This window comes from Chromohalobacter marismortui (assembly GCF_004364315.1).
Taxonomy (GTDB): domain Bacteria; phylum Pseudomonadota; class Gammaproteobacteria; order Pseudomonadales; family Halomonadaceae; genus Chromohalobacter; species Chromohalobacter marismortui.
Genome location: NZ_SOBR01000004.1, coordinates 426,597 through 439,015 on the forward strand (window position 1 = coordinate 426,597; position 12,419 = coordinate 439,015).

The 12,419-nt window shown below is 62.5% G+C and carries 12 protein-coding genes; 7 read left to right on the forward strand and 5 right to left on the reverse strand.

Annotated features, from left to right (window positions below):
- The first annotated feature begins 85 nt into the window (after positions 1-85).
- The gene (gene hemB, locus C8E00_RS11305) at positions 86-1,060 is read left to right on the forward strand and encodes a porphobilinogen synthase (RefSeq protein WP_133697598.1); all 975 of its coding nucleotides are present in this window, start codon (positions 86-88) and stop codon (positions 1,058-1,060) included.
- A 5-nt stretch (positions 1,061-1,065) separates the two neighbouring features.
- Here hemB and C8E00_RS11310 read toward each other — a convergent pair whose 3' ends face one another.
- From C8E00_RS11310 to C8E00_RS11320, 3 genes are all read right to left on the reverse strand, one after another.
- Positions 1,066-1,986, reverse strand: a complete 921-nt coding sequence (locus C8E00_RS11310) for an oxidoreductase (protein ID WP_133697599.1) — start codon at positions 1,984-1,986, stop codon at positions 1,066-1,068.
- 34 nt (positions 1,987-2,020) lie between these two features.
- Positions 2,021-3,133 (reverse strand): murein transglycosylase A, encoded by a 1,113-nt coding sequence (gene mltA, locus C8E00_RS11315; protein WP_133697600.1) that lies wholly within the window; start codon positions 3,131-3,133, stop codon positions 2,021-2,023.
- Between the two features lie 93 nt (positions 3,134-3,226).
- Positions 3,227-3,916 (reverse strand): DUF6198 family protein, encoded by a 690-nt coding sequence (locus C8E00_RS11320; protein WP_133697601.1) that lies wholly within the window; start codon positions 3,914-3,916, stop codon positions 3,227-3,229.
- A gap of 177 nt (positions 3,917-4,093) precedes the next feature.
- Here C8E00_RS11320 and C8E00_RS11325 point away from each other — a divergent pair, with 177 nt between their 5' ends.
- A complete protein-coding gene (locus tag C8E00_RS11325; protein ID WP_133697602.1) occupies positions 4,094-4,963 on the forward strand; it encodes a DUF72 domain-containing protein in 870 nt (289 codons plus the stop codon).
- 337 nt (positions 4,964-5,300) lie between these two features.
- Complete coding sequence (locus C8E00_RS11330; protein WP_133697603.1) at positions 5,301-6,668, forward strand: sodium-dependent transporter; 1,368 nt, start codon at positions 5,301-5,303, stop codon at positions 6,666-6,668.
- Between the two features lie 107 nt (positions 6,669-6,775).
- Here the strand turns inward: C8E00_RS11330 and C8E00_RS11335 are convergent, their stop codons facing one another.
- On the reverse strand, positions 6,776-6,970 hold the full coding sequence (locus C8E00_RS11335) for a PA3496 family putative envelope integrity protein (RefSeq protein ID WP_133697604.1): 195 nt from the start codon (positions 6,968-6,970) through the stop codon (positions 6,776-6,778).
- A 186-nt stretch (positions 6,971-7,156) separates the two neighbouring features.
- Here C8E00_RS11335 and hexR point away from each other — a divergent pair, with 186 nt between their 5' ends.
- The 3 genes from hexR to C8E00_RS11350 all read left to right on the forward strand — a co-directional run bounded on the left by hexR (position 7,157) and on the right by C8E00_RS11350 (position 10,860).
- Positions 7,157-8,020, forward strand: coding sequence for a transcriptional regulator HexR (hexR, locus tag C8E00_RS11340; protein ID WP_133697605.1), 864 nt, complete (start codon positions 7,157-7,159; stop codon positions 8,018-8,020).
- 85 nt (positions 8,021-8,105) lie between these two features.
- Positions 8,106-10,325 carry a DNA helicase II gene (uvrD, locus tag C8E00_RS11345; protein WP_133697606.1) on the forward strand — a complete coding sequence of 740 codons (2,220 nt, stop codon included), beginning with the start codon at positions 8,106-8,108 and terminating at the stop codon, positions 10,323-10,325.
- Between the two features lie 61 nt (positions 10,326-10,386).
- A complete protein-coding gene (locus C8E00_RS11350; RefSeq protein WP_243833177.1) occupies positions 10,387-10,860 on the forward strand; it encodes a phosphate-starvation-inducible PsiE family protein in 474 nt (157 codons plus the stop codon).
- On the opposite strand, the gene C8E00_RS11355 is transcribed toward C8E00_RS11350, so the two are convergent.
- A complete protein-coding gene (locus C8E00_RS11355) occupies positions 10,857-11,261 on the reverse strand; it encodes an acyl-CoA thioesterase (protein WP_133697607.1) in 405 nt (134 codons plus the stop codon). The genes C8E00_RS11350 and C8E00_RS11355 overlap by 4 nt on opposite strands.
- 154 nt (positions 11,262-11,415) lie before the next feature.
- Here C8E00_RS11355 and C8E00_RS11360 point away from each other — a divergent pair, with 154 nt between their 5' ends.
- Positions 11,416-12,411, forward strand: coding sequence for a PstS family phosphate ABC transporter substrate-binding protein (locus C8E00_RS11360; protein WP_208291920.1), 996 nt, complete (start codon positions 11,416-11,418; stop codon positions 12,409-12,411).
- Positions 12,412-12,419 lie beyond the last annotated feature (8 nt).

Below are 12,419 nucleotides of genomic sequence, written 5' to 3' on the forward strand. Positions count from 1 at the left end.
TCGGTGGAAGATTCATGCCAGGCAGTGCTCGCCGCGCCATCGGAAAGCGTCGGCGGCATGCCATCGACCATCCAAGGAGTGCTATATGCCTGCTCAGTTTCCCCAGGCCCGTCTGCGGCGCCTGCGACGCACATCATCGCTGCGTGACATCGTGCGTGAAACCTCGTTGCGCCCGGAGCATCTGGTGTATCCGGTCTTCGTGGAGGAAGACGCGGATGACTTCGTGCCCATCGAGGGGATGCCGGGTCAGTATCGTATTCCGGAAAACCAACTGGCGGCGGAAGTGAAACGTCTCAGCGCGCTGGGTCTCAGAGGCATCATGCCGTTCGGCATTTCGCATCACAAGGATGCCGACGGCAGCGATGCCATGCACGACAATGGCCTGGTGTCGCGCATGGTACGCATCATCAAGACGGCCGCGCCGGAGATGGTGGTGATTCCCGATATCTGCTTTTGCGAGTACACCACGCACGGGCATTGCGGCATCCTCAAGGGCGATACCGTCGACAATGACCTGACCATCCGCAATCTCGGCATTCAGGCCGTGGCGGCGGCCAAGGCGGGGGCCGACATCATCGCGCCCTCGGCGGCCCAGGACGGCCAGGTGGCGGCGATTCGCGGCGCGCTCGACGAGGCCGGTTTCGAAGACATTCCCATCATGGCGTATTCCACCAAGCTGGCGTCGGCGCTCTACGGCCCCTTCCGCGAAGCGGCGGGCACCGAACTCAAGGGCGATCGCCACACTTATCAGATGGACCCCATGAATCGTCGCGAGGCGCTGCGCGAGTCGTTGGCCGACGAGGCCGAAGGGGCCGATTTCCTGATGGTCAAGCCGGCGCTGGCGTATCTCGACATCATGGCGGACATTCGCCGCAACAGCTTGTTGCCGCTGGTGGCGTATCAGGTCAGCGGCGAGTACGCGATGATCCGCATGGCCGCGCAGCAAGGCGTGATCGACGAGGCGGCGGTGATCCGCGAGACGCTGGGGTCCATGCGGCGCGCGGGGGCCGATCTGATCATGACCTACTTCGCCCCGCAATTGCTCGAGGAAGGCCTGTAAGGCCGTTACGCGGGGGCAGTGGCCTCCCAGCGCGCCCCGGTGAGTTCGCACGAGACATCCCACAAACGTGCTTCGACCGTCGTGTCGCGCGCGTTGCGGGCGCGATGTGCTGTCTTGGGCGCACCACGGGTTTCGCCAAGACCGCCGGGGCCGATGTACTCCCCAGGCCCGACATGATCGCTTAGCGCGGCGTGCAATGTGGGGCGGGCGCCCTCGGCGGCGGACTGGCTGATCAGCGGCAGGGTCAGCTTGAAGACACTGCCGATGAAGGGGCGGCTTTTAACGCCGTCGTCGAACAGCGCGGTTCGCGACAGGCCGGGATGAGCGGCCAGGCTCAACAGCCCCCAGTCCTGGTCGTCGCTGTGTTTCTGCAACGCCTGAGCGAACAACAGCATGGCGAGCTTGGATTGTCGGTAGGCCCGCCAGGGATCGTAGTGTCTCTCGCCGTTCAGGTTGTCGAAATCGATGTGTCCACTGCGATGCGCGAGGCTCGAGAGCTGCACCACGCGGGGCGCCGTCGCGGCGCTGAGCAGTGGCAGCAGTTCGCTGGTGAGCAGGAAATGCCCGAGGTAGTTGACGCCGAGCTGCCGCTCGAAGCCCTCCCGTGTGCGTTCGAGGCGCGGCACGGCCATCACCCCGGCGTTATTGATCAAGCGTTCCAGCGAGGCGTCGGTCTGCCTCAGGCGCCGAGCGAAGTCGCGTACCGATTCGAGGCTGTCGAGATCCAGCGCTTCGTATCGCACAATGGCCCCCGGGGCATGGGCGCGGATGGCATGACACGCCAAGGCGCCCTTGTCCGCGTTACGTGCGGCCACGATCACGCGATAGCCCTGCGCGGCCAGGCCCTTGGCAGTCTCGAGGCCGAGCCCGGCGGTGGCACCGGTCACCACGGCCAACGGGGCCATGGCGTGGCGATCTTCATTCATGCGTCTCTCCTCTATTCGCCCGATGATGATCGGCTCATTTCGGCATCAGTACCCATAGGCGACCATCCTGCTTCATGCGGGCGGCGCGTTCACCGGCCGCTTCACCGTGTCCCCAATAGAAATCCGCGCGCACCGTCCCCTGAATGGCGCTACCGGTATCCTGGGCGACCATGAGCTGCCGCAAGGGGGTTCTCGAGAGGGGCTGTGTGGTCGACAGGAAGACCGGCGCGCCCAGCGGAATGCGCGAGGGGTCCACGGCCAGGCTGCGTTTCGCGGTCAGGGGGACACCGAGGGCGCCGATCGGCCCCTGGGTAGCGCTGTGATCGCTACCCAACTCACGAAAGAACACCATGCGCGGATTGACGGTGAGCATGTCTTCCACGCGTTCGGGGTGTCGCCTGGCCCAGGCCTTTACCCCGGGCAGTGTCGCCTGGGAGGCGTCGATCTCGCCGCGCTCGATCAGGGCACGGTTGAAGGATCGAAAGGGTTGGTTGTTGGAGCCTGCGAAGGCCACGCGCATGGTGCCACCCTTGTCCAGTCGGACACGCCCCGACCCCTGGATCTGCAGGAAGGCGGCCTCGACGGGATCGTCGACCCAGACCAGTTCCTGGCCGCGCAGGGCGCCGCTGTCCAGCAATGTGCGCTGTTCGGCACGCACGCGATGCGGTGCCGCTTGCCAGGCATCGGGAAAACGGTAGAGCGGAGTTTGATAGGGACCGTGCCGTGTACGCGAGCCATTGAGGATGGGTTCATAATAGCCGGTGATCGTGCCCGTGGCGGAACCATCGTCGTTGAGTAAGCGGTAAGGTTGAAAGCGGGCTTCGAAGAAACGCGTGATGGCGTCGTCATTGAGTGGGTCGATATGCTTGGCATCACTGCAGACCGATGCCCACCGCGGCTTCTGCTCAAGCCGCGAACAACTGGCGAGAAATGCGCTCCAGGCGGCGATGACGTTATCGTCACGCCAGCCGGGCAGTGCCTGCCAGGCCATGGGCTGCATGTGTTCCGATGTCGCCGGAGGAGGCGTACTCGGCGCGCGGGGCTGAGAACTGCAAGCCCCGAGTACCAGCAGCGGCAACAGCCACGCCATGCGCACGAGTGGGCGCAGAACGGGGTGGGCGACGATGGACGGTCGCGATAACGGCATGAACAAGCAAGGCACCTCGGCGATCGACTCCGGAATGGATGTCGTCAGCGATGATGCCTTGCCGCGACGGTTCGTGCCAGTGGCGTGGTGCGTTCAGCCTTCCTCGTGGAGCGCACGCAGACGCGATACCGAGGCGCGATGCGGGGCCAGCGCCCCCTTGCGACGGGGAATGCGCATGCTCTCGTCATCGCCGGGCTGGCGGCGCTGAGTGCTGGCCTTGCGGTGATAACGGCCCAGTACCGCGCTCAAGGTGACGAACGCCAGGGCCGAGCCCGCGACCTGGGTCAGCGGATAGACGATGAAGGCCACCAGCAGCAGGAGCAGGTCGCAGCACAGCGTGGTGCGCCCGGCGTGAAAACCGGCGCGGCGCTCCAGATACAGGGCCAGGATGTTGAGGCCGCCCAGCGAGGCGTTGGCGCGAAACAGCAAGGCCAGCCCGAGACCGATCAACAGGCCCGCCGCGATGGCACACACCACAGGATGGGTGTTGCCCAGCGGCAAGGTCGCGGTGAGCGTATCGCTCAAGACCGACAGCAATGACACGCTGGCCAGGGTGCGTAGCGTGAAATCGCGTCCCAATTGCTTGAGGGCAAGGCCATAGAAAGGCAGATTGATCACGAAGAAAGCGACGCCGAAGCTTACCGGCAGCAAGTCGCTGACCAACAAGCTCAACCCCGCCGTACCGCTGACCAGCAAGTCGGCGGATTGCAGAAGGCGCACGCCGAGCGCGACCAACAGGCAGCCCTCGAGCAGCGTCAGCCAGGAACGCCAGGAACCTTTCATGTTGTCTCTCCCGTGGGTGTGGAAGATGAATCGATGCCGAGGATGGTCGGCGAACCGCTTCAGGCTTGTGGCCGGAAGGCGGGAGCATGACACGATGCAAGAAGCGTACCCGGTAGGGTGGCGCTTTGTAGCGCATCATAGCCGCGGGATATCGGCGATACAATCGCGAGGCGCGTCATGACGGGGGATCAGCCACGTCTTTTCCTGGGGTTGCCGATGTGGGCCAATAACGAATGGCGCGGTAGCCTCTACGCTCGACACGCGCCACCGGAAGGCATGCTGCACGATTACGGTGCCGTGTTTACTAGCGTGGAGGGCAACACGACCTTCTATAGTGGGCCACCCAAGGCGGCGACCATCGCCCACTGGGCGCGCCAGGCGCCGGCAGGGTTTCGCTTTTGCTTCAAGCTGCCGGCACGACTTACGCATGAAAAGCGCCTGGTGGGCATTGCGGATGAACTCGAGACGTTCTTTGAGGCGCTAGCGCCGTTACATGAACGGTTAGGGCCGATCATGGTGCAGTTGCCGCGTGATTTCGGGGCTCAGGAACTGCCAGCATTGGAGGCGTTGTTGAGACACTGGCCGTCGGCAATACCCTGCGCCGTGGAGGTGCGGCATAGTGAATTTTTCCACAAAGGGACGGCGGAACAGCAATTGAACCGCTTGTTGATAACTTATGGCGTGGACCGCGTGATGCTGGATGTCAGGCCGCTTTTTGCGACCCCCGCGGGGGACGACACGCGCTTGATCAAGGCGCAGGGCGAAAAGCCGAAACGCCCGTTACACGTGATTTCCACGGCAAATATGCCTATCGTGCGTTTCATCGGGCATTGTGATATGGCCATCAACGAGCGACTTTTTACCCCTTGGTGTGAACGCTTGACGCTGTGGATAAAACAGGGGAAAACCCCTTTCTTGTTTGTGCATACGCCGGATAACCGACAAGCGCCACAATTGGCGCGACGTTTCTATGCACGCCTGGCCGAACGCGTCGAATTACCGCCTTTCGAGGCCTTTCCCGGCGAGCGTCAGAGTGCGCTTTTCTAACGGCAGTGATAACGCCATGGTCTCGATGACTCGGTTTGATGGCTCGACGCCATAACACGAATGGTTTTGGCCAAAACTTGTCGCTAAAATGGCGCGTCTCTGTGGGCGACGTCGAGGACAGTCGTCTCTTCAATCGGTGTTTATCGACACCTTTACGGTGACTGACATCGCCACGGGCGATGCGGTTTCCTTGTTGATCGGTGGCCAGATCCCAGCGATGGCAAGGGCCTGTCATGCTCCATGTCGTGGTGTGCGATCCATACCCAAGGGACGTGGCAACAACAATACAACGCCATCGTTTTATTGATCGGTGGTGCCACGCAACTCAGGTGAAGCAATGTCTTACAAGTCTCATTCGCACGCGCAATGGTCCTCACGGATGGCCTTCGTGCTGGCTGCCGTCGGCTCGTCGGTTGGCCTGGGCAATATCTGGAAATTCCCCTACATGACCGGTGAAAGCGGTGGCGGCGCTTTCGTTCTGGTGTATCTGATCTGCATCTTCCTGGTCGGCTTGCCGATGTTGATGTCCGAATGGTTGCTTGGTCGCCTGGGCCAGAAGAATCCCATTTCGACGATGGGCGACATCACGCGGCGTCTCAAGCGCAGTCGTGCCTGGGTCTTGATCGGCGTGGCCGGCATCCTCGGCGCCTATTTGATCCTCTCGTTCTATAGCGTCATTGGGGGCTGGGCGCTGGCGTACATTGAAATGGCCGTGGTCGATACCTTCAGCGGGCTCGACAACGACAGTGTCGGCACCCTGTTCGGCAACCTGCTGGCGAGTCCTGTGGAATTGCTGCTCTGGCATAGCTTGTTCATGATCATGACGATCGGTGTCGTGGTGGGTGGCGTTGCAGGTGGTCTGGAGCGTGCGGCGAAGACGCTGATGCCGGCACTGGCCGTGCTGCTGGTGGTGCTCGTGGGTTACGCCGCGACCACCGGTGCCTTTGCCGAAGGGGCGGCTTACCTGTTCACGCCGGACTTTTCCAAGATTACCCAGGACGGCATTCTCGCCGCGCTGGGCCATGCCTTCTTCACCCTGAGTCTGGGCATGGGCATCATGATGGCGTATGGCTCTTATCTCTCCGATGACGTCAACATCGGACGCTCGGCGCTCATCGTGGTGGTCATGGATACGGTCATCGCCCTGCTCGCGGGGATGGCCATTTTCCCCATCGTATTCGCCAATGGGCTGGATGCCGCCGCGGGCCCGGGCCTGATCTTCCAGACCCTGCCGCTGGCGTTCGGCAACATGGCCGGTGGCTGGCTGTTCGGGGTGCTGTTCTTCGTGCTGCTGGTGTTCGCGGCGTGGACCTCGGCGATCTCGCTGCTCGAGCCGGTGGTGGAGTGGCTCGAGGAACGCTCACCGCTATCGCGGGTGGGCGCGACCATCGTCGCGGGACTGGCGACCTGGGCGCTGGGCCTGGTGACGGTGCTGTCGTTCAATATCTGGGGGGATGTCGCGCCCTTGGGCATGTTCGACAAGTTCGCCGGCATGACCATCTTCGATTTGCTCGATTATGCCACCAGCAAGCTGCTGCTGCCGCTGACCGGCTTGGCGACCGTGCTGTTCGTGGGCTGGTTCATGGGACGTGATGAATTACGCTCTCAGCTCAATATGGGCGATACCGCCTTCGCGCTGTGGCGTGTGGCGGTACGCTTCATCGCGCCCATCGCTGTAGTGATCGTGTTCGTCAGCAGCCTTTGAACATGATGTGCAGGCGCGGCGCGGGTGAATATGGCCTGCGCCGGGCCTGTAACGCCCTTTCAGATAGACGATGAACGCAGGCATGTACGTCGCTTATCGCGCCCTGATCACTGCCAGTCGTCGTAATCGACGATGTCGCGTTCCAGGCGCTTGAATTCCCGGTGCAATTCAATGCCGCGCCGCGCTCGAAGATAGCGTGTCGCGGCATTTTTCTTGCGTTGTTCGTGCTCGATCATTTCCAGGCTCATGTGGATATCGAGCAGCTCGCTTTTCAAGGATTGAAGATGTTCGGCATTGCGCATATCGAATCTCCCAATCGTTTTCACACCCGGCTTGTTGCCATCCAGCCGCGTTCCGCTTGACATCTTTACTATAACGCACTTGACAAAATTGTGACGTCGAGGCTGAAACGGGCGTTTTTTCTCCTCTTCAACGCCTGCGGCATACTAGAATCGAATCTGTTTGATCAGCCAAGGAGTCGCGCCATCATGAGCAGTGCCCTGTTCGACGAGATGAGACGCCGCATGGAGCACTTTCGGCGCTCCGAGCAGAAGGTGGCGCGTTTCGTGTTGCGCCATCCCGAGGATGTCATCCACATGCGCATCGTCGACCTGGCCACCGAAGCCAAGGTCAGCGAGCCCACCGTGGTGCGCTTCTGTCGCGCGTTGGGGTGCAACGGCTTCCAGGACTTCAAGCTCAAACTGGCACAGATGCTGGCCACGGGCAGCCAGTTCGCGCAGTTCTCGATGAACGATAGCGACAGCGTCGCCGAATTCGCCCACAACATTTTCGATTCCACCGTGGGCACCCTGCTCTCGGTGCGCGACCGACTCGACCACGCCGCGCTGGGCAAGGCGGTCAATGCCTTGGCCATGGCCGATCGCGTGGAGTTTTACGGCTTCGGGGCCTCGGGGGCGGTGGCCTTCGATGCCCAGCACAAGTTTTTCCGTCTACAGATCTCCACGGCGGCCTATTCCGACCCGCACATGCAGAACATGTCGGCGGTGACGCTGACGCCTCGCGATGTGGTGGTCGCCATCTCGCAGACAGGACGCACCCGGGCGCTGGTGGCCAGCGTGCGCCTGGCGCGCGAGACCGGCGCCACGGTGATCGGCCTGTGTCCCAGCGATTCGCCGCTGGCGGGAGAGGTCACCTTGCCGCTTTACATCGACGTTCACGAAGATACCGAGATCTATACGCCGATGAGCTCGCGCGTGGCGCATCTGGTGATCGTCGACGTGCTCGCCGTGGGTGTGGCCAAGACCCGAGGCCCCAAGCTTGCCGAACAGCTCCAGTCGGTGAAGAAAAGCCTGGTGCCGCTGCGCTATCCTGATGCCGACGACGACGCCTAGTCGCCGGGTGAATCGTGAGCGACCGAAGCCGAGACCGCTTGTGCTAAGCTGGGCGCTCATTTCGCAATGCCAAGATACGTGATTCATGGACGACGTTTCGCCGGGCGACGTTTCGCCGCTACTCGACTCATTGAATACGGCTCAGCGCGAGGCCGTGAGCCATCCGCAGGGCAATTTGTTGGTACTGGCCGGTGCCGGCTCGGGCAAGACGCGTGTCCTGGTGCATCGAATCGCCTGGTTATTGCAAGTCGAGGGGTTGTCACCCTACGCGATTCTCGCCGTGACCTTCACCAACAAGGCGGCGCGCGAGATGCGCACACGTCTCGAGGCGCTACTCGGCTTGTCGCTGCGCAACATGTGGGTGGGCACCTTCCATTCCATCGCGCATCGTCTGCTGCGCACCCACTGGCACGACGCGCGTCTGCCCCAGCATTTCCAGATCATCGACGGCGACGATCAATTGCGTCTGGTCAAGCGCTTGCTCAAGGATCATCGCATCGACGCCGAGCGCTTCCCGCCCAAGCAGGTGCAGTACTTCATCGGTGGCTGCAAGGAAGAAGGGCTGCGTCCCCATCAAGTCCAGACGCATGGCGACGCCTACATGGGCCAGATGGTCGAGCTCTACGAGCGTTATCAGCTGACCTGTGATCGCGCCGGGCTGGTCGACTTCGGGGAACTGTTGCTGCGTGGCCTGGAGTTGCTGCGCGACAATCCGGAGCTGCTGGCGCATTACCGTGAGCGCTTCGGTCATCTGCTGGTCGACGAATTCCAGGACACCAATACCTTGCAGTACGCCTGGCTCAAGTTGCTGGCCGGCGACCGCGCGGGCATGACCGTGGTCGGCGACGACGACCAGTCGATCTACGGCTGGCGCGGTGCCAAGGTCGAAAACATCCGCCGCTTCGCCGAGGAGTTTCCGAACACCTCGACGGTGCGCCTGGAGCAGAACTACCGCTCGACGAGTGCGATTCTCGAGGCCTCCAACACGCTGATCAGCCATAATGCCGGGCGCATGGGCAAGGAGTTGTGGACCGACGGTGTGAAGGGCGATCCGATCTCGGTCTATGCCGGCTTCAACGATCTCGATGAGGCCCGTTTCATCGTCGATAGTCTCAACGAGGAAGTGAACAAGGGCTGTGCGCGCCGCGATATCGCTATCCTCTATCGTTCCAACGCCCAGTCGCGGGTGCTCGAGGAGGCGTTGATCCGCAGTGGCGTGCCCTATCGCATCTATGGCGGCCAACGCTTCTACGAGCGCCTCGAAATCAAGAATGCCTTGGCCTATCTGCGCTTGACGCTGGCACGCGACGATGACGCCTCGCTGGAGCGCGTGATCAACGTGCCGGCGCGCGGCATCGGTACGCGGACCGTGGAAGTGCTGCGCGAGCGGGCTCGCACCCAGGGGATATCGCTGTGGCAGGCGCTGCACGATAGCGTCAGCGAGGGGGCGCTCAAGGGCCGTGCGGCGAGCGCGCTGTCGGCGTTTGCGGCGCTGATCGAACGGCTCGACAACGATACCGCCGGCATGGCGCTGCATGAGTTGATCGAGCATGTGATCCACACCACCGGGTTGCTCGAGCATCACCGCAACGAGAAGGGCGAGAAGGGCCAAGCACGCGTCGAGAACCTCGAGGAACTGATCAATGCGGCACGCAATTTTGCCCAGGGCGATCCCTTCTCGCTGCAGGAAGTCGGTGAGGGCGCCGCGGCACTGGAGCCCTTCCTGGCCGAAGCGGCGCTCAATGCCGGCGATCATGAAGCGGACGATTTCGAGGACAGCGTGCAACTGATGACGCTGCACTCGGCCAAGGGGTTGGAGTTTCCGGTGGTCTTCATCGCTGGGGTCGAAGAAGGTCTGTTTCCGCACAAGATGTCGCTGGAAGAACCGGGGCGCCTCGAAGAGGAACGGCGCCTGTGCTATGTCGGGGTGACCCGTGCCATGCGCAAGCTGTACCTGACGCACGCCGAAATACGGCGCCTGCATGGCAAGGAAACCTTCTCGCGACCGTCGCGCTTTTTGCATGAGTTGCCCGAGGCATTGCTCGAGGAGGTGCGTCTGCGAGGTCAGGTCTCGCGTCCGGTGTCTACGCGTCCGAATCGTGGTCTTGCCCAGCAGCAGAGCGTGTCGAGCGATGACGATCAGCCGTCATTGAGCCTCGGGCAGCGCGTCAGCCACCCGGTATTCGGCGAGGGAGTGATCATCAATGCCGAAGGTGAGGGCGCCAGGGCGCGTGTGCATATCAGTTTCGAGGACGAGGGCGACAAGTGGTTGGTGTTGGGATTCGCCAAGTTGACACCGTTATGAGCCGATACGTGACGAACGGTAGGCACTGGGCCATGGCCGGAAATGATAAAAGCGAGGCGCAATGATGAAGAAGTGGTTCCCCGAGTTGATGGACCAGTGGTCGCAGCTCTCCGGCTATCAGCGTTTCGAGCGCTTGGTTTCATTGGCGTTGACGGTGGCGATCGGCTGCGTGGTGCTGGTCGCGCTTTATTACTTGGTGCTGCATGTTGTCGAATTGTTGTTCGTGCGAACCCGCGACCCTTTCGATTACCGTGTGTTTCAGGTGGTCTTCGACATGATCCTGACGGTGCTGATCGCCATGGAGTTCAACAACTCCATCGTGCGCACCATGGAAGGGCGTGGTGGTTTCATCCAGGTCGAAATCGTGGTTCTCATCGCGATCATGGCGCTGGTTCGCAAATTCATGGTCATGGACATGGAAACCATCGAGCCGTTGAAAATAATGGCCCTGGCGGCCGCAGTGCTGGCGCTGGGCCTGAGTTATTGGCTAGTGCGGCGCGGCAATCAACCTGATGAGCGCGGGGAGGGATCCTAGGCGTCGGGGACGGGGCGTATACGACCGTTGTCGTCCAGTGCCACCATCACGAAACGCGCCTCGGTGACCTTGTAGCGCTCTTCGGGATTGCGCTCATGGGGGGGACGAATCCATACCTCGACATCGATCTTGATCGAGCTGCGCCCGATCTCGCTGACGTGGGTGAAGATATTGACCATCGCGCCTACCCGTACCGGACACAGAAAATCCATGCCCTCGGTGGCGACCGTCGCGGTCCGGCCGCGTGCCAGGCGTCCTGCCGCGAGCTCGGCGGCCTGGTCCATCTGGGCGATGAGCCAGCCGCCGGGGATATCGCCGTAGAGATTGGTGTCCTGACGGCGAGTGACGAGCTTGAGCGCAAGTTCCCCACGCGGGGTGGGAATATCGTCGAGATCATGCATGTGCAGTGTCCTGGCGCGTTATTGTTGTCGGAGCTCGTGTCGAGCAAGCTCGCTCAGCGTGGCTGATAGCGTATGTTAAACGCCGCCGGGCCTCGGCGACCAGTCTTCCGACGCGGCACTGCCGAGGGTGGCAGAGGATGGAACGAGAGGCGAGATGAGCGAAAGGCAGGCAGGGCGTCGCGGTGCGGGGCGTTGGCAAAGGCTGGTGACCATGGCGTTGGCGTTATGCTGGCTGCCCGTCATGGCGATGGCGGCCCCCTTGAACGGTACGCTGGGCTCGGTCGGTTCGGATACGCTGGGTGGTTTGATGACGCAGTGGGGCGAACGGCTCAGTGCTCGCTATCCCCAGGTACGCGTGCAGATACAGGCCGCAGGATCAGGGACCGCGCCGCCGGCGCTGGCCGCGGGCGCGACACGCTTCGGGGCCATGTCACGGCCCATGACCGACGCCGAGCGCGCCGACTTCATCGCCCACCAGGGCCATCCGCCTTTGGCGGTGCCGGTGGCGCTGGATGCGTTGACGCTGTTCGTGCATCGCGACAATCCGTTGGACACGCTATCACTCCCCGAGGTCGAGGCGCTGTTCGCCGATACCCGCTACTGTGGTCAGGTACCTCCCCTGCGGCGTTGGGGAGCACTGGGACTCGACGGCGACTGGGCCAAGCGGCCGATTGCACGCTTCGGGCGCAATACCGCTTCCGGGTCGCATGCGCTGTTCAGGCGGGAAGCCTTGTGCGGTGGCAATTTTCGCCGCGACGTCAACGAGCTGCCGGGTTCCTCGGCGGTAGTGGCCGCGGTCGGCCGTTCCCGCGAGGCGATCGGCTATGCCGGTCTGGGCTATCCCACCGCGATGGTCAAGGTACTGGCGCTGCGCGATGATGAGGGCACGCCGCGCCTGCCTACGCACGACAATGTCGTGAGCGGCCGCTATCCGCTCACCCGTCCCTTGTATATCTATGTCAACCTGGCACCGGGCGAGCGCTTGCCGGCCCTGGAACGCGCTTTCTTCGATCTCGTACTGTCGCCCGAGGGGCAGGCGGTAGTCGCTCGCCAAGGCTTCGTGCCGTTGCCGAAACCGCGCCTGGCCGCCGCCCGGCGGGCACTGCGGTTGCCCCCCCTTGTCGATGTCACACAATCGTCATCAAAATGACGTAATCT